We start from the raw sequence: 22,138 nt of genomic DNA, 5'->3' as shown, positions 1-22,138 counted from the left end.
CGGCCCCGTTCTACCAGGCCAGTTGGGCGATCTCCTCGACCACCACCGCGCACGCGTCCGCCGCCGGGTCGATCAGCGGGAAGTGGCCCACCTCCTCCAGCAGGGTGAGGCCGACCACCTCGCCCGCCTTGGCCGCCGCGTCCGCGTAGGACTCCGCGACGGCCTGCGGGACGACGTCGTCGGTCCGGCCCTGGACGATCGTGGTGGCGATGCCGGTGGGCAGCAGGAACGCGGGGTCGGCGTACGGCAGCCGCTCCGCGAACCTCTGCTCGCCACCGAGGAGTTGCAGTGAGGCGTTGCCGCAGACGTCGAGCTTCTCGGCGACGGTGAAGTCGGCGATCGGGGCGAGGGCGACGACTCCGCGCAGCGCGGCCGGGCCGCCGGTGCGCCAGGGCGCGTCGGCGGGCAGGACGTGCCGGGCCGCCGCCCAGAGGGCGAGGTGGCCGCCGGCGGAGTGCCCGGTGACCACCGTGCGGCGCGGGTCGGCCTGCGGCAGCGCCTCGTGTGCGAGGGCGGGCAGCGCGTCCAGCGCGGCGGCGATGTCGTCGAAGGTGTCGGGCCAGCGGCCCGCGACGGGCGTGCCGTCGGCCTGCGGCTCCGCGGGCCCGCGGCGGTACTCCACGCTCGCCACCGCGAAGCCCCGGCGGGCCAGGAAGTCCGCGAACGGGCTGATGTGCGCGCGGTCGTACGGGGCCCGCCACGCGCCGCCGTGCAGCACGACGACCAGCGGCGCCGTGCCGGGCGGGCTGTCGTCGCGCGGCGCGTAGAAGTCGATCACCTGGTCGGGGTGGCCGCCGTACGCGGCGGTGACGTCGGGGTCGACGGGCGGGTGCGAGAAGGCCGACTCCTCCTCGGCGGCGGCCCGTTCTGCTGCGGCGTCGTCCGGCATGCTCCAACCTCTCAGCGGCGATACGGAATTGGCGGACCAGGTGAGAGCGGCCGGGTGTGTGATCCGGCCGTTGGCGGGGACGGTATCAGGCCGGTGACGTGCGCCGACACGGGGATGTCACGCACGGTGAGGGGAAAACGGTTCTGCCTGCCGGACGTCCGCCGGAGAACCCGTAGTACCTGAGAGGGACGCCTGAGTACCCGCCTCACTGGTGACGACGGCGACCGGGGGCCGGGCCTACCGTTCTGTACGTGACCGAGACGACCCACACGGGCGGCGGCGGGACGCGGCCGACCGCGCCGGAGAACCCGTACCAGCCCTACAAGCCGCGCAGCCCCGAGTTCCGGGCGGCGATGGCGGCGCTGCGCGGTATGCGGCAGGACCTGACGCACGACGCCTTCGCCTACCGTCCGCTGCCCGCCCTGGCGCCGGACGGCCCGCGGATCGGCAAGCTGCCGCCGCGCCTTCGCCGGTACGCGGTGTGGACGCCGCACGCGCTGGTGGCGGTGCTGGCGTGGATCACGCTGACCTCCGGGATCACGACGGGCCGGGACGTGGGCGATCCGCCGGCGGTCGTGGCGGCCCTGATCCCCGCGGCGGCGGTGCTGCTGACCCTGGTCCGGCCGGTCGGCGCGTTCTGGGTGTCGCTGGTCTCGACGCCGGTGCTCGGGGTGATCGGTGACACCTGGGACGGCTGGCCCTGGCAGCCGGCCAGCTTCACCGCGCACCTGTTCGTGCTGACGATCGTCGCGATACGCACGCGGCCGCGCGCCGCCGCCTGGATGTGGCTGCTGACCGCGGGGTACGCCCTGGCGGCCGACGTCACTCGGCAGACGTACTACGACTCCGACACCACGGCCATGCTGTTCCTGTCGGCGGTCTCCTTGCTGCTGGTGACGCTGCTGCATGTGCGGCGCGAGGCCGCGCAGGAGGTGACGGCCCAGCAGACGGTGACCGAGCAGGAGCGTTCCCGGCGGACCCTGCTGGAGGAGCGCACCACCATCGCCCGTGAGCTGCACGACGTGGTGGCCCATCACATGTCGGTCGTCGCCATCCAGGCCGAGGCCGCCCCCTACCGGGTGGAGAACCCGCCCCCGGAGCTGGAGCGCGCGTTCGTCACGATCCGGGAGAACGCGGTCGCCGCCCTCACCGAGCTGCGCCGGGTGCTGGGCGTGGTCCGCGCCGAGGACTACGAGGCCCCGGACGCCCCGCAGCCCACCCTGGCGGACCTCGACGCCCTGCTGGCCAACGTCCGTGACGCGGGCCTGGACGTGGAGAAGCTGGTCACCGGTGCCGCCCGCGAACTCCCGCAGGGCGTGGAGCTGTCGGCGTACCGGATCGTGCAGGAGGCGCTGAGCAACGTCCTGCGGCACGCGCCGGGCGCGACGGCCCGGGTGGAGATCGGCTATGTGCTCGGCGGTCTGGGCCTGCGCGTGGTCAACGGCCCGCCGCCCGCGCCGGGGCTGGTGAAGCCCTCGCCGGGCGCCGGGCACGGCATCACCGGTATGCGCGAGCGGGTCACCATGCTGAACGGCGGGATGACCGCGGCGGCCACCCCCGAGGGCGGCTACGAGGTGACGGTGTTCCTGCCGGTCGCGGCGGCGAGCGGGGGCGGGGCATGACCATCCGGGTACTGATCGCCGACGACCAGATGATGGTGCGGGAGGGCTTCTCCGTCCTGCTCAACGCGATGCCGGGCATCGAGATCGTGGGGGAGGCGGTCAACGGCCGCGAGGCGGTGGCCAAGGTCCGTGAACTCGCCCCGGACGTCGTTCTGATGGACATCCGCATGCCCGAGCTGAACGGCATCGAGGCGACCCGGGAGATCGTGGCGGCGGACGGTTCGGCGAGGGTGCTGGTGCTGACGACGTTCGACCTGGACGAGTACGTGTACCAGGCCCTGCGGGCCGGGGCGTCGGGCTTTCTGCTGAAGGACGCCTCGGCGCGCCAACTGGCCGACGGGGTCAGGGTGGTGGCCGAAGGGGAGGCCCTGCTCGCCCCTTCGGTGACCAAGCGGCTGATCAGTGAGTTCGCGAAGATGTCGGACACCCCGCGCAGGGCGGCGCAGACGGCGGGCGCCTACGGCGAGCTCACCGAGCGGGAGACCGAGGTGCTGGTGCTGATCGCCCAGGGGCTGTCCAACGCCGAGATCGCGGAGCGGCTGGTGGTCGCCGAGTCGACGATCAAGACGCATGTGAGCCGGATCCTGGTGAAGCTGGGGCTCAGGGACCGAACGCAGGCGGCGGTGTTCGCGTACGAGGCGCGGCTGGTCGTGCCGGGGTGAGCCGGGGGCCTGGCCGCCGCCCCGGTCACGCGTAGATCGCCAGGGGGACGACCAGCAGGGTCAGCACCAGCCCGAGCAGGGCGAAGAAGCCGGCGAGGACCGGGAGCACCAGCATGGCCCCCCGTCCGACGAGCTGGTCCCGGGCGCTGCCGTTGAGGGGCTCGGCGGGGTCGTAGACGACCTCGACCCGGTCCCCGCGGTAGCCGGCCGGGGTGTACGCGAACCTGTCGCCTTTGAGGTCGGTGAAGTCGTACACGTGCATTCCGTCGATGTAGCCCCCGTACTGCGCGACGACGGTGACGCCGTGCCTGGGCAGCCGCCACATCCCGTGGCCGAAGGGCAGGGTGACCACCGCCGCGTGGGCCAGCAGCCCGGTGGTGAGGCCGAGCGTCCACACCGCGACCGAGGCCACGGGATCGCCGACGAGGGTGACGGTCACGGTCTCCGCGCAGAGCACGAGCAGCAGTGCCGCCCAGACCAGCCGGACCGTCCGCCGCTTCCTGGCCTTCCAGCTGCCGGCGTCCGGGGTGCGCACGGTGACCAGCGCGGACCCGTCCGGGGCCGGGTCGGTGACCGTGGCCAGGGCCTCTTCGACCGCCGCGACGAAAGCGCCGGCGGCGGCGTCGCTGACGTCCTCGACCCGGTGGGCGGCCGGCTTCCCGCCCGGCGACCTCAGCTGGACCTCGACCACCCGCCGCGCAGCGTGGATCCGGGCGACGGCCGCCAGGGGTATCTCGAGCTCCTTCTCGCGCCGGCGCAGGATCAGGGCCGGGCCCTCGAAGGTGAGAGAGGTGTCGCCGCGGCCCCGCAGCACGGGCACGGACGGTGGCGTGATCGGCATGGCGTGATCGTAGAGGCGTGTGTGGATCTCGGGGAGGGTGTTTCCCGCAGGGGTGCGAACGGCGGGGCGTCCGGCGCGAGCCCCCTGGTCAGGGAGCGGACGGGCGGGTTACCGTCCGGGCATGTCAGGCCGTACTGATCTCGCGTTCGACCCCTGGGACCCGGCGTTTCTCGCGGACCCGTACCCCGCCTACGCCCAGCTGCGGGACGAGGGGCGGGTCCTGTACTTCGAGCCCACCGGCCAGTGGCTGGTGCCGCACCACGCGGACGTGTCGGCGCTGCTGCGGGACAGACGGCTGGGGCGGACGTACCAGCACCGGTTCACGCACGAGGAGTTCGGGCGGACCGCGCCCGACCCGGCGCACGAGCCGTTCCACACGCTGAACGACCACGGGATGCTCGACCTGGAGCCGCCGGACCACACCCGGATCCGGCGGCTGGTGTCGAAGGCGTTCACGCCGCGGACGGTGGAGCGGCTGAAGCCGTACGTCGAGCGGCTGGCGGGTGAGCTGGTGGACCGGCTCGTCGCCGCCGGGGGCGGGGATCTGCTCGCGGACGTGGCCGAGCCGCTGCCGGTGGCCGTGATCGCGGAGATGCTGGGGGTGCCGGAGGCGGACCGCGCGCCGCTCAGGCCCTGGTCGGCGGACATCTGCGGGATGTACGAGCTGAACCCGTCCGAGGACGCGGCCACCCGTGCGGTACGGGCGTCCGTCGAGTTCTCGGAGTACCTGCGGGAGCTGATCGCCGCGCGCCGCAAGGAGCCCGGCGACGATCTGATCTCCGGTCTGATCGCGGCCCACGACGAGGGCGACCGGCTCAGCGAGCAGGAGATGATCTCGACCTGTGTCCTGCTGCTGAACGCCGGTCACGAGGCCACCGTGAACGCCACGGTGAACGGCTGGTACGCGCTGTTCCGCAACCCCGGCCAGCTCGCCGCGCTGCGCGCCGACCACACCCTGGTGTCCGCCGCGATCGAGGAGCTGATGCGGTACGACACCCCGCTCCAGCTGTTCGAGCGCTGGGTGCTGGACGAGATCGAGATCGACGGGACGGTCGTCCCGCGCGGCGCGGAACTCGCCCTGCTCTTCGGCTCGGCCAACCACGACCCGGCGGTGTTCGCCGACCCGGAGCGCCTCGACCTCACCCGCGCCGAGAACCCGCACATCTCCTTCAGCGCCGGCATCCACTACTGCATCGGCGCCCCGCTGGCGCGGCTGGAGCTCGCCGCCTCCATGACGGCCCTGCTGGAGCGCGCCCCGGCCCTGCGGCTCGCCGAGGAGCCCCGGCGCAAGCCGAACTTCGTGATCCGGGGGCTGGAGGGACTCGCGGTCGAGGTGCGGTGAGGCGCCCCGGGGGGCGCGCGCGATACCCCGGCCGCGGTCCGGGACCCGCTCAGCCGCTGAGCGGGTCCCGTCGCCGGATCCCCGCCGGGCCCGCGCCCACCAGCGCCGCGGCGAACAGCGTCAGGGCCGCCACCGGCGCCCAGGCCGTCTCGCCCGCCCGACAGCCTGGGCAGATGACCGAAGGGGGCGGCCGGCAGGGGTTCCGCCCGTCCCGAGGTCTCCCCGCTCTGCGGGCGCGGCACGGACGCCACCACGTACAGCGTGGCGACCAGACCGAAGAAGCCCGCCACGGGGGCGAGGAAGGTCTCCGTCAGGGCCGACCGGCCGCCCGTGCGCCGGAAGATCTCGCGGGCCCGCTCGTTGTCGCCGACCCGAACGCGGCCCCCAGGACCGCCGTCGTCGACCGCCGCCCCCAGGACCGCCGTCGTCGACCGCCGCCGCCGACCGCCGTCGCCGACCGCCGTCGCCGACCGCCGTCGGCGGCTGTCCCTGCGCGGGTGTGCGGGTCAGCCCGGGAGCATCAGGCCCAGCGCTCCCTCTCTGAGGGTCCAGGTGCGGCGGCGGACCGGGCCGGAGACCGTCGCGTCGGCGCGGTAGCGGAAGTCGGCGCCGGAGACGGTGATCTGGCGGCCCGTCGTGCGCAGGGGCACGGCCTCCGCGCCCACCGGGACCGGGTGGACCTCCACGGCCGCCGACCCGACGGGACCCGGCGTCACGACGACCTCCCGCACCGGCTGGTCCAGGTCCACCAGGGTCACCCCGTCGACCTCGACCCGCAGCCGCGCCGGACCCGCCGCGGGCGGCGCGACGGCGGGCTCACGGGACGGCCGGGTGGCCCCCAGCGCCCGCACCAGCGACCGGGCCGACCGCAGCCACGGCACACCGCTCTCCGCGCCCTCCGGCGCCCCCGCGCCCGCCACCACCGCGTGGACCGGCGGGATCCGCAGCCCCCCGAGGACCACCCCGTCGCTGTCGTCGACCAGGACGTCCAGCCGCCGTTGCACCCCGTCCAGTGCGGCCCGCGCGGCGGCGACCGCCCCGGTCGGCACGCCCAGCGAACCGGCCAGCGTCAGCATCGCCCCGACCGGGACCACCGACAGCACGCAGTCGGTCAGCTCCCGCTGCCGGTGCAGCAGGGACACCGCGCGGACCAGGGCGCTGTCGTCACCGACGACGACCGGGCGGCGCGAGCCGCGGCGCGCCAGGGCACGGGCGAACTCGTCCGGCCCGTCCGGGAGGCACACCTTGGTCGCCGCACCCGCGCTGAGCACGTCTTTCGCGATCCGTACGGACTCTCCGTCCATCCTCCGGGCGACCGGATCGATCACCACCAGCAGCTGATCGGACGTCGCGAAAGTCGCCACCTCGGCCATGCCTCGCTTCCTCGGGTAGCATCTTTGTGCAAGAGCCCCTTGCGCTATTGCGCCAGGGGCTTCGTCTATTCCGGGGCATCCGGTCCGACGGGTTGCGGCCGACGAAGGTCGCCGGGGTACGAGGCACAGCCGTGTCGCGTACGCCCCTGACCTTGGACATGCCCCGCCCGGAAGGGGTGTACGCGCGTGCCCGCACTTGTGCTGCTCGGTGCTCAGTGGGGTGACGAGGGTAAAGGCAAGGCAACCGACCTGCTCGGCGGATCCGTCGACTATGTGGTCCGTTACCAGGGCGGCAACAATGCCGGCCACACGGTCGTCGTGGGCGACCAGAAGTATGCCCTCCACCTTCTCCCCTCCGGCATCCTCTCGCCGGGGTGCACCCCGGTCATCGGCAACGGCGTCGTCGTCGACCCGTCGGTCCTGCTTTCCGAGCTGAGCGGGCTCAACGAGCGTGGCGTCGACACGTCCAAGCTCCTCATCAGCGGCAACGCGCACATCATCACGCCTTACAACGTCACCGTCGACAAGGTGACGGAACGCTTCCTCGGAAAGCGGAAGATCGGCACCACCGGCCGCGGCATCGGCCCGACCTACGCCGACAAGATCAACCGGGTCGGCATCCGGGTCCAGGACCTCTACGACGAGTCGATCCTGACCCAGAAGGTCGAGGCGGCGCTCGACGGCAAGAACCAGCTCCTGACCAAGCTGTACAACCGGCGCGCGATCGCCGTCGACCAGGTCGTCGGGGAACTGCTCGGTTACGCGGAGAAGCTCGCTCCGTACGTCACCGACACGGTCCTGGTCCTCAACCAGGCGCTGGACGACGGCAAGGTGGTCCTGTTCGAGGGCGGCCAGGGCACGCTGCTGGACATCGACCACGGCACGTACCCCTTCGTCACCTCCAGCAACCCGACCGCGGGCGGCGCCTGCACGGGCGCGGGCGTGGGCCCGACGAAGATCAGCCGGGTCATCGGCATCCTGAAGGCGTACACCACCCGCGTCGGCGCCGGTCCGTTCCCGACGGAGCTGTTCGACGAGGACGGCGAGGCGCTGCGCCGGATCGGCGGCGAGCGGGGTGTGACGACGGGCCGTGACCGGCGCTGCGGCTGGTTCGACGCCGTCATCGCCCGCTACGCGACCCGCGTCAACGGCCTCACCGACTTCTTCCTCACCAAGCTCGACGTCCTCACCGGCTGGGAGCAGATCCCGGTCTGTGTGGCCTACGAGATCGACGGCAGGCGCGTCGAGGAACTGCCCTACTCGCAGTCCGACTTCCACCACGCGAAGCCGGTCTACGAGACCCTGCCGGGCTGGTCCGAGGACATCACCAAGGCCAAGTCGTTCTCCGACCTGCCGAAGAACGCCCAGAACTACGTCAAGGCGCTGGAGGAGATGTCCGGCGCCCCGATCTCCGCGATCGGCGTGGGCCCGGGCCGCGACGAGACGATCGAGATCAACTCGTTCCTCTAGGCCGGGACACGGCCAGGACGAGGCCGGACCACGGCCGCGGCCCTCCGGTGCCGCGGCCTCTCCGGCCGATGCACGTGCGGGCGCTCCCGGCAAGCGGGGGCGCCCGTTCCGTGTTCCAATCGGGTCATGCCCCTCCGTGAGGCGCCGTGCCAGGGCCCGTACGGCGGAGAGGTCCAGGGCACCGACTGCGGCGAGCGGGCCCGCTTCGAGGTCCTTCGCCACCGGCGCCCCGCGCTTCACGTGTGCCCCGTCCATCTGGGCCCGGCCCTGCTGCTGGCCGACGGGGTGCTGTGGCCGCCGGAGATCCGGCTCATCGGGTGAACCTCGCGCACCGGGCATAGGGTGAAATTGCGGAGGGGTGATCGAAAACGGAGAGGTGGCTGCCATGCGTATGCTCTTCAAGGCCTCGATGGACACCGAGAAGTCGAACGAGCTCATCCGCAACGGGAAGATCGAGGGCCTGCTCAAGGCGCATCTGGAGAAGATCCGGCCCGAGGCGGCCTACTTCGGCGTGGAGGGCGGCAAGCGGACCTGCTACCTCGTCTTCGACATCCAGGACAGCTCCGACATGCCGAAGCTGGCCGAGCCGTTCTTCATGGAACTGGGCGCGGAGGTGCACTACACGCCCGTGATGAACGTCGAGGACCTCCGAAAGGGCCTGGCCCAGCTCGGCTGACGGCGCGGCTCAGCTGAAGACGATCATCGACCCCTGGGCGAGGCTGCGGGTCGCCGCGGCGTGCAGGCCCAGCCAGACGTGCCGTTCACGGGCGAAGGGGCTCGGGTCGTACGGCGCGGGGATCGCCGGTTCCTCCAAGCCGGTGGGGTTGCTGGGGGGGCGGGGCGTGGCCGGGGGGTTGGCCGGGTCGATGCCGATGGCCGGGGCGATCATCTCCAGCTCGCGCAGCAGGGCCTGGGAGGAGCCGAGCGGGCCGCCGCCGGCCAGCATGTCCTCGTCGGAGAGCGGGTGGGGGAAGTCGACGGGGATGTACGCGCCCGCGTGGTCGTAGTGCCACACCAGGTGCGACTGCTGGGCCGTCGTCTCGAACATCTCCAGCAACTGCTCGTAGTCGCCGCCCAGTTCGTCCACGGGCGTGACGGGCAGTCCGCACATCTGGAGGAGATAGACGCGGCGCAGGAAATGCAGCGCGTCGTAGTCGAAGCCGGCCACCGGGGCGACGTCGCCGGACAGCCCGGGCATGTACTGGTACACCGGCACCGGTGGGTGCCCGGCCTCGGCCAGCACCCGGTTGTACTGCGCGAGTTCGTCGGCGAACGGGTTGTCCGGGGTGTGGCACAACACGTCGACGAGAGGTACCAGCCACAGGTCACAGGCCAAAGAAGGCTCCTCGCTCGGAACGGTGTACGGGGTACGGCGGCTCGCTCGGGAAGCCTAATCGGTGTGGTGCACGGATGGTTCCCCGCCTGCGCGCGCTCAGTCCCCCGCCGCGCCTTCGATGAGCGCGAGCGAGTGCGCGTTGTAAGCGGCCACGACGGCCCGCGCGGTGTCGGTGTCGCGCCGGGTGAGGGCGTCGACCAGTTCGGTGTGCCCGGCCCACAGCCGGCCGCGCAGGTCGGGGAGCCCCCGCAGCCGCTGGACCGCGCAGACCCAGGACTGCACACGCAGCCGGTGGAGGAAGTCGGCGAGGTAGCCGTTGCCGTACAGGGCGCTCAGCTCGCGCCAGAAGCGCAGGTCGTAGCCGATGAGGACGATCAGGTCGCCCGCGGCCGCGGCCCGCTGGGCCTCCTCGCCGCGGCGGCGCACCCCGGCGAGCGCGGCGGCCGTGCGCGGGTCGGCCGGGTCGTGGAAGCCGCGGTGGCCCTTGCCGAGCGCGTGGAACATGCCGTCGGTGACCAGGCTGCGGGCCTCGACGAGCCCGCGGAAGTCGGCGAGCGAGTACTCCCGCACCCGGAACCCGCGGTGCTGGTCGGCCTCCAGCAGGCCCTGCGCGGACAGGTCGACCAGCGCCTCGCGCACGGGGGTCGCCGAGACGCCGTACTGGTCCGCGATCTCCTTGACCGTGAAGGCCTGGCCCGGTCGCAGTCGGCCCGCCAGCACCTCGTCCCGGAGCGCGTCCGCGATCTGCTGCCGCAGGGTGCTGCGCGTGACGGCGGCACCGGTGCCGCTGCTGCCGGACATGGTCGGTGTGTCTCCCTCGTCACGTGGTGGTGGCGTGCTCGCGCGCGTCCGTACGCCCGTACGGACACGTCGGTGAGCACGCCACCTTACGCGTTCGGGCCGGGGTCAGCCCCTGGTGTGCTCGTCCGCGACCGAGAGCGCGGCGTCCAGCACGGCGAGGCCCTCCTTCAGCTCGGCCTCGGTGATGTTGCAGGGCGGCACGACGTGGGTGCGGTTCATGTTCACGAAGGGCCAGACCCCGCCGGACCTCATGGCGGCGGCGAACGCGGCCATCGGCGCGTTGGCCTCCCCGGCGGCGTTGTACGGCACCAGCGGCTCGCGTGTCTCCCGGTCCCGGACCAGCTCGACCGCCCAGAACATGCCGAGGCCGCGGACCTCGCCGACGCTCGGGTGCCGCTCGGCCAGCTCGCGCAGCGCGGGCTCCAGGACGGTCGTGCCCAGGTGCGCGGCGTGCTCGACGACGCGTTCCTCGGCCATGACCTTGATGGTCGCGACGGCGGCCGCGCAGGCCAGCGGGTGCCCGGAGTAGGTGAGACCGCCCGGGTAGGGGCGCCTGGCGAAGGTGTCGGCGATCTTCCCGGAGATGGCGACACCGCCGAGCGGGACGTAGCCCGAGTTCACGCCCTTGGCGAAGGTCATCAGGTCCGGCACGACGCCGGAGTGGTCGGCGGCGAACCACTCACCGGTCCGCCCGAACCCGGCCATGACCTCGTCGAGGACGAGGACGACGCCGTACTTGTCGCAGATCTCGCGCACCCCGGCGAGATAGCCCGGCGGCGGGACCATGATCCCGGCCGTCCCCGGGACGGTCTCCAGGACGATCGCGGCGACGGTCGCGGGCCCCTCGAAGGCGATCGTCGTCTCCAGGTGCTCCAGCGCCCGCGCGCACTCCTGCTCCTCGGTCTCGGCGTAGAAGCGGGAGCGGTACAGGAAGGGCGCCCAGAAGTGCACGACCCCGGCCGCGGCGCCGTCGCTGGCCCAGCGGCGCGGGTCGCCGGTGAGGTTGACCGCCTGCTGGGTGCCGCCGTGGTACGAGCGGTAGGCGGAGAGCACCTTGGGGCGGCCCGTGTGCAGCCGGGCCATGCGCACCGCGTGCTCGATCGCGTCGGCGCCGCCGTTGGTGAAGAAGATCTTGTCCAGGTCGCCCGGGGTGCGCTCGGCGATCAGCCGGGCCGCCTCGGAGCGGGCCTCGACCGCGAAGGCGGGCGCGAAGGTGGTCATCCTCGCGGCCTGCTCCTGGATCGCGGCTACGACCTCGGGGTGCTGGTAGCCGATGTTGGTGTAGACGAGCCCGCTGGTGAAGTCGAGGTACCGCCTGCCGTCGTAGTCCCAGAAGTACGACCCCTCGGCGCCGGCGACGGCGAGCGGGTCGATGAGCTCCTGCGCGGACCAGGAGTGGAAGACGTGCGCGCGGTCCGCGGCCTTCACTGCGGCGCCGGCTTCGGGGTTGGGCTGAGGGGTCATGCCGGGGAGCGTAGGTGTCCGCGATGCGGAACCGGTATGGGCGTCCTGTCTGCGGGCCGGGGCTTTCCGCGACAGGTTGTCGAGCAGGGCCCGTGTGACCGGGTCCTTCGATAGTTGACAGGAGGCTGTCGAAGTGACAGTCTTCTGTCATAAGGAGAACGGCCCGGAGGAGGAACCATGAGCACCGCCGTCCGCAAGCCCGTGCACCACGCCGTCTACGACACCTTCGCCGACTGGGAGACCGGTCACGCCACCGCCCACCTGGCCCGCGGCGGCCACGAGATCCGCACGGTCGGGGCCACGGAGAAGGAGGTCCGCAGCATCGGCGGACTGCGCGTGACGCCCGACCTGGCGCTCGACGCGCTGCGGCCCGAGGACAGCTCGCTGCTGATCCTCCCGGGCGCCGACCTCTGGGACACCTCGGACGACCTCGCCCCGTTCGCCCGCAAGGCGCGTGAGTTCCTCGCCGCCGGCGTCCCCGTCGCCGCCATCTGCGGCGCCACCGCCGGGCTCGCCCGCGAGGGGCTGCTCGACGACCGTGCGCACACCAGCGCCGTCTCCTTCTACCTGGCCGCCACGGGCTACGGCGGCGGCGAGCGGTACGCCGACACGGACGCGGTCACCGACCGGTCCGGCGCGGGCGCCCTCGTCACCGCCGGTCCCACCGAACCCGTCGCCTTCGCCCGGGAGGTCCTGCGTCTGCTCGGCGTCTTCGACGGCGAGGTGCTCGAGGCCTGGTACCGGCTGTTCCACGACTCCGACGCCGGGGCCTACGCGGTCCTGGAGCAGGCGGGCGCGGCGTGAGCAGGGAACGCCAGGACCTGTTCAGCCGCGCGGCGCTCGGCGTGTTCCGGCTCAACGGCCAGTTCCTGGGCATCGCCGAGGAACTGGCCGCGCCCGCCGGGCTGACCGCGGCCTGGTGGCAGGTGCTCGGCGCGGTGCTGCGCGAGCCGCTGCCCGTGTCCGGCATCGCGCGGGCCATGGGCATCACCCGGCAGAGCGTCCAGCGCGTCGCCGACCTGCTGGTGGAGCGCGGGCTCGCCGAGTACCGCGTCAACCCGGCGCACCGCCGCGCCAAGCTGCTCGCGCCGACCGAGGCCGGGTTCGCCGCGGTCGGCCGTATCGACCCAGGTCACGCGGCGTTCGCCGACCGGCTCGCGGCGGCCTTCGGGGAGGGCGAGCTGGCCGCGGCCGTGGAGACGCTGGAGCGGCTGTCGAGGGTGCTGGAGGAGATGGGGCCGGGTACCGGAGCGGGCGCCGGGAGCCGTCCGGCCGCGGGCGCGGCGACGAGCGCACCGGCTGTTACGCAACCGTAGACACCGGGCCGTTCACCTCGCCGTTTGCCGCACTATCGTGGGGCTGTCGCACTGGCGTGGCCGGGGAGGGCCTGCGGTGGAGAAGCTCGGGGCGGGAGATCCACTGAGGATCGGCGCGTACCGCTTGCTGGCACGGCTGGGCGCGGGCGGGATGGGGCAGGTGTATCTCGCCCGGTCCGACCGCGGGCGCACGGTCGCCGTGAAGCTCGTGAAGCGGGACCTGGCCGCCCAGGAGGAGTTCCGGGAGCGGTTCCGGCAGGAGGTGCGGGCCGCCCAGCGGGTCGGCGGGTACTGGACCGCGCCCGTGCTGGACGCCGACACCGAGGCCGAGGTGCCGTGGGTGGCCACCGGCTATGTCGCCGGGCCGAGCCTGCAGCGGGTCGTCGGGCACGACCACGGGGCGCTGCCCGAGCGGTCGGTGCGCATCCTCGCGGCCGGTCTCGCGCACGCGCTCAGGAACATCCACGCCGCCGGGATCGTCCACCGGGACCTGAAGCCGTCCAACGTGCTGGTCACCATCGACGGGCCGCGGGTCATCGACTTCGGCATCGCCCGCGCCCTGGAGACCGTCACCGACGCGGGGCTGACCCGGACCGGCGCGCTCATCGGGTCGCCCGGCTTCATGGCCCCCGAGCAGGTCCGCGGCGACCGCATCACCCCGGCCTGCGACGTCTTCTGCCTCGGTTCCGTCCTCGCCTACGCCGCCACCGGCACCCTGCCGTTCGGCGGCGCCGACAGCGGCGTGCACGCGCTGATGTTCCGCATCGCCCAGGACGAGCCGGACCTCACGGGTGTCCCCGAGGGGATCGCCGACCTCGTCCGCGACTGCCTGAGGAAGGACCCGGGCGCCCGGCCCGCCCTCGACCACATCCTCCAGCGCACCGGGGCGGAGGACACGGTGTCCGACGGCCGGTCGCGCGACCCGTGGCTGCCGGGCGCCCTGGTGGCCCAACTGGGGCGTCACGCCGTGCAGTTGCTGGACTCGGAGGACCCGGAGGTGCCAGTCGCCGCGTGGGGTCCCGGTGCCCCCGCGCTGCCGCCGGGCGGTGCGGGTGCCCCCGCGCTTCCCGGCGCGCCCGCCGCGCCGCCTGCCCTCCCGGCGCTCCCGGGCGGCTTCCCGGCCGGTGGAGCGCCGGCCGCTCTCCCGCACGTGCCCGGCGCTCCACCGGCCGGTGCGCACGGTGCCCCGGGCGCCGTCCCTCCCGCGCCGCCCGCCGCCTCGCCCGAGCACGCGCCCGCCGGTGACGACTCCGCACCCGCCTTCGGGCCGCCGCCGGGCACCCCGTCCGATCGCCTGCCGGCCGCCGCCGGGCCGGGGCCGCGGCCGGGCCCCCCGCATCCCGCGTACGCGCCGCCCCCGGCGTACGGCCATCCCCAGCCGGGCCCCGGCGGGCACGGGTACGGCACTCCCGGGCCGGGCGCCGCGGGCTGGGGCACGCCCCCCGCGCCACCGGCGTGGGGCGGCCACGGGAACGCCCACGGCGGTATGAGCCCGACGCTCTACGGCCCCCCGCCGCCCGAGCCCGGGTCCGGGCGCCGCAACGGGCGGGCCACCGCCGTGCTCGTCGCGGTCGCCCTGGTCGTCGCGCTCGCCGCGGGCGGGTCGGTGTACGCCCTGATGAACGGCGGCGACGGCGACGACGACGCCAAGGGCGGCCCCACCCCCTCGGCCACCGGCGCCCCCACCACCCCCGGACCGGCCACCGGCGACCCCACGCCGTCCGCCGGCTCCTCCGGCCCGGCCTCCGACGCCCCGGCCGACGGCGTCGTCCCCGAGGAGTACGTCGGCACCTGGACCGCCGCCATCGACAACGAGAGCGGCCACAACACCCGCGTGCTGACCATCGGGCAGGGCGAGGTCGGCGACACGGTGCTGACCCTGGTCGCCGAGGGCCCCGCCGGGAGCGGCACCTACCGCTGTGTGTTCGAGGCGCGGCTCAGCGAGGAGCCGGGCGCGGACGGGCCGCTCGCGATCAGCCCCTCCACGGTCACCGTCGGCGAGCCCGCCTCCTCCTGCACGCCCGGCGCGGCCTCCGAGGTCACGCTGCAGTCCGACGGCACCCTGCGGCGGGTGAACACGTCCACAGGGGAGGAGCTGACGTACCGCCGCGGATGACGCTTGGGCGAACTTCCGGGGACGGCGGCGGACCGCGCCGCCGTCCCGCCGTAGCGTGACCCCCTGTCAGGTTCTGGGGAGCGGCGGGGGCGCCCACGGTGGAGCTGCTGAGCACAGAGAACGTCATCGCCGTGGGCACCGCGCTCCTCGGCATCGTCGCGTCCGGTGTGATGGTGCCGTGCGCGAGCCGCGGGGAGGCCTGCGCCTGACGGGGTCCGGGCGGCGGGGCGCGTCTCCGGGTACCGGGCCCGCCGGGGTCACCAGGGGTGCCGGGGTCGCCGGGCGCCCGCCCCGGCTGAGGACCTGGCTCGTCCGGGTGCCAGGCCCGTCTGGGGCGCCGGCCCCGGCTGGTGTGCCGGGCCCGGCTGCGCTCACCTGGGCTCGGGCGGCCGCTGCCGGGGCATGTTCGGGCGGGCCGGGCCGTTCGGGGGGAGGGGGAAGCGGCCGTTGAGGACGTTGGTGTCCTGCGGCCGGGCCCCGGCGGGGACGGCGGACTGGATGCCCAGGGGCGCCGGACCCGTACGGAACTCGACCATCCAGTCGGCCGTCTCGGCGCGGACGAGCTCGGTGACGTCCTCGGAGAAGCGGCGCAGCACGGCGAGACAGCGCTCGGCGGCCTCCCCGGCGGTGCCGTCGGCGGGGCCGAGCACCTCCCGCACGCTCTCCGAGGCCCAGTCGAACTGGAGGACCTGGAGCCGCCGCTGCACGGCCTGGGCGGTGGCCACGTCCCTTATCCAGCCCGAGGTGACGCCGAAGAACCGGTCGACGCCCACGCAGGCGACCGCCACCAGCAGGGCGAGATAGCCCCAGGGAGCGACCCCGCCCACCACGCCCGTGAGGTCCAGCAGCGGCAGCGCCGCCCCGGCGACCGCCCCCACGGCCGCGCCCGTCCGCAGGGCGCGGGCGCTCCGCCGCTTCCACACCCGGTCGCCGAGATACCAGGCGGCGGTCTCCAGGGCACCCCTCTCCACCCACCGGTACAGCTCGTCGAGCCGCTCGGCGGGTTCCCCCCAGTCCCCGTGGGGAAAGATCCGGCCGGTCAGATCGCCCGGCCGCAGTGCCGCCGCACCGTCGCCGCGCCCGTCCTGCGGCGGCCCCTCGGGCTGCATCTCCGGCTGACCCACCCGGCACTCCCTACTGATCACGGTGATCACGGTGCGTGACGCTCTCCCACGGCCCGCACGGCGTGGAGGACACCCCCGACGGCGCTCACGTGACACGTGATGCTGATGCGCCGGATCCTTCCTACCGCCCAATGGGTGGCGAAGTGGAGGGTTTCGCAGCTTTTCCGCCCGGAAGTGGGCCTTGATCAGGTATAGGACCGACAGTCGACTCACTCGAAAGAGTGACGGGGCGATGGCCTCGGCGACCACGTAGGCTCGTGCCGAACGGGAAGAAGCCCCCGTCCGCAGAGACGACAGAGGAGAGCAGATCGTGATCCCCGGTGGCGGCCAGCCCAACATGCAGCAGTTGCTCCAGCAGGCCCAGAAGATGCAGCAGGACCTGGCGACGGCCCAGGAGGAACTGGCCAGGACCGAGGTCGACGGCCAGGCGGGCGGCGGTCTGGTGCGGGCGACGGTCACCGGCTCCGGCGAGCTGCGCGGGCTGCGCATCGACCCCAAGGCGGTGGACCCGGAGGACACCGAGACCCTCGCCGACCTGATCGTCGCGGCGGTCCACGCGGCGAACGAGAACGCCCAGCAGCTCCAGCAGCAGAAGCTCGGCCCGCTCGCCCAGGGTCTCGGCGGCGGGATCCCCGGTCTGCCTTTCTAAGACAGGGGGACGGCATCTACCGTACGTAGTGAAGGCACGAGGAAGGACGGCAGTCCGTTGTACGAAGGCGTGGTCCAGGACCTGATCGACGAGCTGGGTCGGCTGCCCGGCGTCGGTCCCAAGAGCGCGCAGCGGATCGCCTTCCACGTGCTTCAGGCCGAACCGGCCGACGTACGGCGCCTCGCCCACGCCCTGATGGAGGTCAAGGCGAAGGTCCGCTTCTGCGCGATGTGCGGGAACGTCGCGCAGGAGGAGCTGTGCAACATCTGCCGTGACACCCGCCGCGACGCGACGGTGATCTGTGTGGTCGAGGAGCCCAAGGACGTCGTCGCCATCGAGCGCACACGTGAGTTCCGCGGCCGGTACCACGTGCTCGGCGGGGCGATCAGCCCGATCGAGGGCGTGGGCCCGGACGACCTGCGTATACGAGAACTTCTCGCGCGGTTGGCCGACGGGACGGTCACGGAGCTGATCCTGGCCACGGACCCGAATCTGGAAGGCGAGGCCACGGCCACGTACCTCGCCCGCATGATCAAGCCCATGGGCCTCAAGGTCACCCGCCTGGCCAGCGGCCTCCCGGTGGGCGGCGACCTGGAATACGCGGACGAGGTCACCCTCGGCCGCGCCTTCGAGGGGAGACGACTTCTAGATGTCTGACGCCACGCTGCACGCGACCGGCCAGAACCCGGACGACTTCGCGGTCCAGATCGCGGACCAGGTGGAAAGCTTCCTGGTCGCGGTCTCCGAGGTGGCCAAGGGCGACGAGCCGGAGTCGGCGGTGCCCTTCCTGCTGCTGGAGGTCTCCCAGCTGCTGCTGGCCGGCGGCCGCCTCGGCGCCCACGAGGACATCGTCCCCGACGAGCGCTACGAGCCCGACCCCGGCTTCGAGCCGGACGTGGACCAGCTCCGTGAGAACCTCGCCCGGATGCTGGACCCGGTCGACGTCTACTCCGAGGTCTTCGACCCCTACGAGCCCCGCAAGGCGCCCGTCCCGGCCCGGATCTCGGACGACCTCACCGATGTCATCACCGACCTGCGCCACGGCATGGCCCACTACCGCGCGGGCCGCACCACCGAGGCCCTGTGGTGGTGGCAGTTCTCCTACTTCTCCAACTGGGGCTCGACCGCGTCGGCGACCCTGCGCGCACTGCACTCGGTGCTCGCCCACATCCGCCTCAACCAGCCGCTCGAGGAACTGGACGGCCTCGACACCGACCAGACGATGGGCGACGAGACGCTGGAGTTCGAGGCGGGCCGGGTGATGACGGAGGAGATCGCGGGCCCACTGGGCCTCGGCCGGGAGTGACACCCGGCGCGACGCACAGCAGGTGATGGCCGGGGCCGCCGACGTTCCCGCGACCGACGCCCCGTCGTCGAGTTCGGCAGGCCGGAACCCTCGTCACCGTCGTCGGGCCCTCCGGACCGGGCCGCCGCCTCCGCCGTCGCCCCCATGGCCCCGCGAGTGAGCTGAGCCACTTTCCCGAGTGCCGGGCCCCGCGCAGGGCAGGGTCCTGGGCGGCGCGCCGGGATCTCACCATGCGATACCCCGAGGGTGAATTTCGGGCGCTCGATAGACTGAACCGACCCGCAGTACACGGGCGTATATGCGGGAAAACGACGGACTGAGCGAGGAGCGCACGTGGGCCTTGTCGTGCAGAAGTACGGAGGCTCCTCCGTAGCCGATGCCGAGGGCATCAAGCGCGTCGCCAAGCGGATCGTGGAAGCGAAGAAGAACGGCCACCAGGTGGTGGCCGTGGTTTCCGCGATGGGCGACACGACGGACGAGCTGATCGATCTCGCCGAGCAGGTATCCCCGATCCCTGCCGGGCGCGAGCTCGACATGCTGCTGACCGCCGGAGAGCGGATCTCCATGGCCCTGCTGGCCATGGCGATCAAAAGCCTGGGCCACAGCGCCCAGAGCTTCACCGGCAGCCAGGCAGGTGTCATCACCGACTCGGTCCACAACAAAGCCCGGATCATCGATGTCACGCCGGGCCGCATCCGGGACTCCTTGAACGAGGGCAACATCGCCATCGTCGCGGGCTTCCAGGGCGTCAGCCAGGACAGCAAGGACATCACCACCCTCGGGCGCGGTGGTTCGGACACGACGGCCGTGGCGCTCGCCGCCGCCCTCGACGCCGAGGTCTGTGAGATCTACACCGACGTCGACGGGGTGTTCACCGCCGATCCGCGTGTGGTGAAGAAGGCCAAGAAGATCGACTGGATCTCGTTCGAGGACATGCTGGAGCTCGCCTCGTCCGGGTCCAAGGTGCTGCTCCACCGCTGTGTGGAGTACGCCCGGCGGTACAACATCCCGATCCACGTGCGGTCCAGCTTCAGCGGACTCCAGGGCACGTGGGTGAGCAGTGAGCCGATCAAGCAAGGGGACAAGACGGTGGAGCAGGCCATCATCTCCGGTGTCGCGCACGACACCTCCGAGGCCAAGATCACGGTCGTCGGCGTGCCGGACAAGCCGGGTGAGGCCGCCGCGATCTTCCGCGCGATCTCCGACGCCGAGGTCAACATCGACATGATCGTGCAGAACGTGTCGGCGGCGGCCACGGGCCTGACGGACATCTCCTTCACGCTGCCCAAGGCCGAGGGCCGCAAGGCCATCGACGCCCTGGAGAAGTCCAAGGCCGGCATCGGCTTCGAGTCCCTCCGCTACGACGACCAGATCGGGAAGATCTCGCTGGTGGGCGCGGGCATGAAGACCAACCCCGGGGTCACCGCGGACTTCTTCACCGCGCTGTCCGACGCCGGTGTGAACATCGAGCTGATCTCGACCTCCGAGATCCGTATCTCGGTCGTCACGCGGGCCGACGACGTCAACGAGGCCGTGCGCGCCGTGCACACCGCCTTCGGACTGGACTCCGACAGCGACGAGGCCGTCGTCTATGGAGGCACCGGGCGATGACCGGACGACCGACGCTCGCGGTCGTGGGGGCGACCGGAGCCGTCGGCACGGTCATGCTCCAGATCCTGTCGCACCACAAGGACGTCTGGGGCGAGATCCGACTCGTCGCCTCCCCGCGCTCGGCCGGCCGCAAGCTGACCGTGCGCGGGGAGGAGATCGAGGTGCTGGCCCTGTCGGAGGAGGTCTTCGACGGGGTCGACATCGCGATGTTCGACGTGCCCGACGACATCGCCGCGCTGTGGGCGCCCGTCGCCGTGGCGCGCGGCGCCGTCGTCGTCGACAACTCCGCGGCCTTCCGGATGGACCCGGAGGTGCCCCTCGTGGTGCCCGAGGTCAATCCGCACACCGTACGGATGCGGCCGCGAGGGATCGTCGCCAACCCCAACTGCACGACCCTGTCCATGATCGTCGCCCTGGGCGCGCTGCACGCCGAGTTCGGCCTGCGCGAGCTGGTGGTGACGGCGTTCCAGGCGGCGAGCGGGGCCGGGAAGGCCGGGGTGGACACCCTGCGCCGGCAGCTGTCCCTGGTCGCCGGTACGGAGCTGGGGACGCACCCCGGTGACGTACGGCGGGCCGTCGGGGACGACACCGGGCCGTTCCCGGAGCCGGTCGCGCTGAACGTGGTGCCGTGGGCCGGGACCTGGCGCGAGGACGGGTGGTCCTCGGAGGAGATGAAGGTGCGGGACGAGTCCCGCAAGATCCTCGGGCTGCCGAAGCTGCCGGTCGCCGTGACCTGTGTACGGGTCCCCGTCGTCACCACGCACTCGCTGACCGTCCACGCCCGCTTCCAGCAGGACGTCACCGTCTCCGGCGCCCGCGAGATCCTCGCGACCGCGCCCGGCGTCGTGCTCTTCGACAACCCGGCCGCCGGGGAGTTCCCGACCCCCGCCGACGTGGTCGGCACCGACCCGACCTGGGTCGGCCGGGTGCGCCGGGCCCTGGACGACCCGACCACCCTGGAGCTGTTCGTCTGCGGGGACAACCTGCGCAAGGGGGCGGCCCTGAACACCATCCAGATCGCCGAGCTCGTCGCGGCGGAGTTCCCGTCGTAGGCGCCCGCTCCCGAAAACTCTGTCGATCTCCCGTGTTCGATTTGTAGGATCTGCGTGAGCATGTGATCCGGACGATGGTCCGGGCCACTTGATCCGGATACCGGGGGCGTTCGAAGATTTTCTCCCCGTCCACCGCAACCACGCGGAGGGCGGGGAGCGTCTTTGCGGTCGCCCTCGCGGGTGTGGAGACGCATTCATCCAGGCGTGGGGACGCCGAGAGCGGGCGTGGGGACGGCCGCTCGCTCGGACATAGGGGAAGAGCGGGACGCATGTGGGCATCTGAGGCTCCGTCGGCCGCGCCGGCCGGCGTGAGAACGTTGTCGGGCGCACCGTCACGGAGACCGGCCGGCGCAAAAGTGACGCCCGGCACGTACAACCCCCACGGGGGGAAGCGTGTCCAACTGGCGTGGCAGAGGTACTCGACTTCAGTGTGGCCCCGCGCGGCACGGCCCTGCGGCCGCCCGTCCGCCGGCCCCAACGCCCCCGCGCCTCCGGCGCGCCCGGCGGCATGCCGGTGATCGCGCCCATGCCCGCAGCGCGGCCCGCCCGCATCCCCAGCCAGCGTGACGGCGCCGACGAGGCCGTGGCGGCCGGCACCACCGTCGACCACCTCACCGAGACCTACCGCGCCCACTACCGCTCCCTCCTCGGACTCGCCGCGCTCCTGCTCGACGACACCGCCTCCTGCGAGGACGTCGTCCAGGAGGCGTTCATCCGGGTCCACTCCGCCCGCAAGCGGGTCCGCGACCCGGAGAAGACGCTCGCCTATCTGCGGCAGACCGTCGTCAACCTCTCCCGTTCCGCGCTGCGCCGCCGCATCCTCGGCCTGAAGCTGCTCTCCAAGCCGATGCCGGACATGGCCAGCGCCGAGGAGGGCGCGTACGACTCCCTGGAGCGGCGCGACCTCATCAAGGCGATGAAGGGCCTCCAGCGCCGTCAGCGCGAGGTGCTGGTGCTGCGCTACTTCGCCGACATGACCGAGGCCCAGGTCGCCGAGACGCTCGGCATATCCCTGGGCTCCGTGAAGGCGTACGGCTCCCGCGGCATCGCGGCCCTGCGCCTCGCGATGGAGGCGTCGACGAAATGAGCGAGAACGCCGAGAACATGGACGGTCGGGAGGGCAGGGAGCGCGGCGAGGACGCCGTGTCACGTCATGGGCCGGGG

General features: G+C 72.9%; 22 protein-coding genes. 15 read left to right on the top strand and 7 right to left on the bottom strand.

What is annotated here, in order from left to right:
- Window positions 1-10 precede the first annotated feature (10 nt).
- Complete coding sequence (locus ACFYR0_RS21665; RefSeq protein WP_389330279.1) at window positions 11-889, bottom strand: alpha/beta hydrolase; 879 nt, start codon at window positions 887-889, stop codon at window positions 11-13.
- A gap of 251 nt (window positions 890-1,140) precedes the next feature.
- Here ACFYR0_RS21665 and ACFYR0_RS21660 point away from each other — a divergent pair, with 251 nt between their 5' ends.
- Together ACFYR0_RS21660 and ACFYR0_RS21655 are read left to right on the top strand one after the other, a co-directional pair.
- On the top strand, window positions 1,141-2,511 hold the full coding sequence (locus ACFYR0_RS21660) for a sensor histidine kinase (protein ID WP_389330277.1): 1,371 nt from the start codon (window positions 1,141-1,143) through the stop codon (window positions 2,509-2,511).
- Window positions 2,508-3,173 (top strand): response regulator, encoded by a 666-nt coding sequence (locus ACFYR0_RS21655; RefSeq protein WP_389330275.1) that lies wholly within the window; start codon window positions 2,508-2,510, stop codon window positions 3,171-3,173. Before ACFYR0_RS21660 ends, ACFYR0_RS21655 begins: the two co-directional genes overlap by 4 nt.
- A 25-nt stretch (window positions 3,174-3,198) precedes the next feature.
- Here the strand turns inward: ACFYR0_RS21655 and ACFYR0_RS21650 are convergent, their stop codons facing one another.
- Window positions 3,199-4,014 carry a hypothetical protein gene (locus tag ACFYR0_RS21650; protein ID WP_389330272.1) on the bottom strand — a complete coding sequence of 272 codons (816 nt, stop codon included), beginning with the start codon at window positions 4,012-4,014 and terminating at the stop codon, window positions 3,199-3,201.
- Between the two features lie 121 nt (window positions 4,015-4,135).
- On the opposite strand from ACFYR0_RS21650, the gene ACFYR0_RS21645 reads away from it, so the two are divergent.
- A complete protein-coding gene (locus tag ACFYR0_RS21645; protein ID WP_389330269.1) occupies window positions 4,136-5,356 on the top strand; it encodes a cytochrome P450 in 1,221 nt (406 codons plus the stop codon).
- Between the two features lie 506 nt (window positions 5,357-5,862).
- Here the strand turns inward: ACFYR0_RS21645 and ACFYR0_RS21640 are convergent.
- Window positions 5,863-6,729 carry a diacylglycerol kinase gene (locus tag ACFYR0_RS21640; protein WP_389330266.1) on the bottom strand — a complete coding sequence of 289 codons (867 nt, stop codon included), beginning with the start codon at window positions 6,727-6,729 and terminating at the stop codon, window positions 5,863-5,865.
- 186 nt (window positions 6,730-6,915) lie between these two features.
- Between ACFYR0_RS21640 and ACFYR0_RS21635 the strand changes: the two genes are divergently transcribed.
- From ACFYR0_RS21635 to ACFYR0_RS21625, 3 genes are all read left to right on the top strand, one after another.
- Window positions 6,916-8,199, top strand: coding sequence for an adenylosuccinate synthase (locus ACFYR0_RS21635; protein WP_389330263.1), 1,284 nt, complete (start codon window positions 6,916-6,918; stop codon window positions 8,197-8,199).
- 126 nt (window positions 8,200-8,325) lie between these two features.
- Entirely contained in the window at window positions 8,326-8,520 is a 195-nt protein-coding gene (locus ACFYR0_RS21630) for a hypothetical protein (RefSeq protein WP_386386469.1), read from the top strand.
- Between the two features lie 64 nt (window positions 8,521-8,584).
- Entirely contained in the window at window positions 8,585-8,875 is a 291-nt protein-coding gene (locus ACFYR0_RS21625; protein WP_389330260.1) for a DUF3303 family protein, read from the top strand.
- Between the two features lie 9 nt (window positions 8,876-8,884).
- On the opposite strand, the gene ACFYR0_RS21620 is transcribed toward ACFYR0_RS21625, so the two are convergent.
- The 3 genes from ACFYR0_RS21620 to ACFYR0_RS21610 form a co-directional block, all read right to left on the bottom strand.
- Window positions 8,885-9,535 carry a hypothetical protein gene (locus ACFYR0_RS21620; RefSeq protein WP_389330257.1) on the bottom strand — a complete coding sequence of 217 codons (651 nt, stop codon included), beginning with the start codon at window positions 9,533-9,535 and terminating at the stop codon, window positions 8,885-8,887.
- 96 nt (window positions 9,536-9,631) lie between these two features.
- Entirely contained in the window at window positions 9,632-10,336 is a 705-nt protein-coding gene (locus tag ACFYR0_RS21615; RefSeq protein WP_389330254.1) for a GntR family transcriptional regulator, read from the bottom strand.
- 105 nt (window positions 10,337-10,441) lie between these two features.
- Window positions 10,442-11,800, bottom strand: coding sequence for an aspartate aminotransferase family protein (locus ACFYR0_RS21610; RefSeq protein ID WP_389330251.1), 1,359 nt, complete (start codon window positions 11,798-11,800; stop codon window positions 10,442-10,444).
- A 177-nt stretch (window positions 11,801-11,977) separates the two neighbouring features.
- Between ACFYR0_RS21610 and ACFYR0_RS21605 the strand changes: the two genes are divergently transcribed.
- From ACFYR0_RS21605 to ACFYR0_RS21595, 3 genes are all read left to right on the top strand, one after another.
- Window positions 11,978-12,604, top strand: a complete 627-nt coding sequence (locus tag ACFYR0_RS21605) for a DJ-1/PfpI family protein (RefSeq protein ID WP_389330249.1) — start codon at window positions 11,978-11,980, stop codon at window positions 12,602-12,604.
- Window positions 12,601-13,116, top strand: coding sequence for a MarR family winged helix-turn-helix transcriptional regulator (locus ACFYR0_RS21600; RefSeq protein WP_389330246.1), 516 nt, complete (start codon window positions 12,601-12,603; stop codon window positions 13,114-13,116). The genes ACFYR0_RS21605 and ACFYR0_RS21600 overlap by 4 nt, the downstream gene beginning before the upstream one ends.
- A 76-nt stretch (window positions 13,117-13,192) precedes the next feature.
- Entirely contained in the window at window positions 13,193-15,232 is a 2,040-nt protein-coding gene (locus tag ACFYR0_RS21595) for a serine/threonine-protein kinase (RefSeq protein ID WP_389330243.1), read from the top strand.
- A gap of 371 nt (window positions 15,233-15,603) precedes the next feature.
- Here the strand turns inward: ACFYR0_RS21595 and ACFYR0_RS21590 are convergent, their stop codons facing one another.
- The gene (locus ACFYR0_RS21590; protein ID WP_389330240.1) at window positions 15,604-16,356 is read right to left on the bottom strand and encodes an SLATT domain-containing protein; all 753 of its coding nucleotides are present in this window, start codon (window positions 16,354-16,356) and stop codon (window positions 15,604-15,606) included.
- Window positions 16,357-16,666: 310 nt separating this feature from the next.
- On the opposite strand from ACFYR0_RS21590, the gene ACFYR0_RS21585 reads away from it, so the two are divergent.
- From ACFYR0_RS21585 to ACFYR0_RS21560, 6 genes are all read left to right on the top strand, one after another.
- The gene (locus ACFYR0_RS21585; protein WP_389330237.1) at window positions 16,667-17,005 is read left to right on the top strand and encodes a YbaB/EbfC family nucleoid-associated protein; all 339 of its coding nucleotides are present in this window, start codon (window positions 16,667-16,669) and stop codon (window positions 17,003-17,005) included.
- A 57-nt stretch (window positions 17,006-17,062) separates the two neighbouring features.
- Window positions 17,063-17,662: a recombination mediator RecR gene (gene recR, locus ACFYR0_RS21580; RefSeq protein WP_389330234.1), complete on the top strand. Its 600-nt coding sequence runs from the start codon at window positions 17,063-17,065 to the stop codon at window positions 17,660-17,662.
- Window positions 17,655-18,311 (top strand): DUF5063 domain-containing protein, encoded by a 657-nt coding sequence (locus ACFYR0_RS21575; RefSeq protein WP_389330231.1) that lies wholly within the window; start codon window positions 17,655-17,657, stop codon window positions 18,309-18,311. Before recR ends, ACFYR0_RS21575 begins: the two co-directional genes overlap by 8 nt.
- Window positions 18,312-18,644: 333 nt before the next feature.
- Window positions 18,645-19,922, top strand: coding sequence for an aspartate kinase (locus tag ACFYR0_RS21570; RefSeq protein WP_386386450.1), 1,278 nt, complete (start codon window positions 18,645-18,647; stop codon window positions 19,920-19,922).
- Window positions 19,919-20,974 (top strand): aspartate-semialdehyde dehydrogenase, encoded by a 1,056-nt coding sequence (locus ACFYR0_RS21565; protein WP_386386448.1) that lies wholly within the window; start codon window positions 19,919-19,921, stop codon window positions 20,972-20,974. Before ACFYR0_RS21570 ends, ACFYR0_RS21565 begins: the two co-directional genes overlap by 4 nt.
- Window positions 20,975-21,380: 406 nt before the next feature.
- Complete coding sequence (locus tag ACFYR0_RS21560; RefSeq protein ID WP_389330226.1) at window positions 21,381-22,061, top strand: SigE family RNA polymerase sigma factor; 681 nt, start codon at window positions 21,381-21,383, stop codon at window positions 22,059-22,061.
- The last annotated feature ends 77 nt before the right edge of the window (window positions 22,062-22,138 follow it).

This window comes from Streptomyces sp. NPDC005017, assembly GCF_042873115.1.
In the GTDB taxonomy this organism is placed as follows: domain Bacteria; phylum Actinomycetota; class Actinomycetes; order Streptomycetales; family Streptomycetaceae; genus Streptomyces.
Note: the sequence above shows the minus strand (reverse complement) of the source record. Positions and strands in the feature narration are given on the sequence as shown.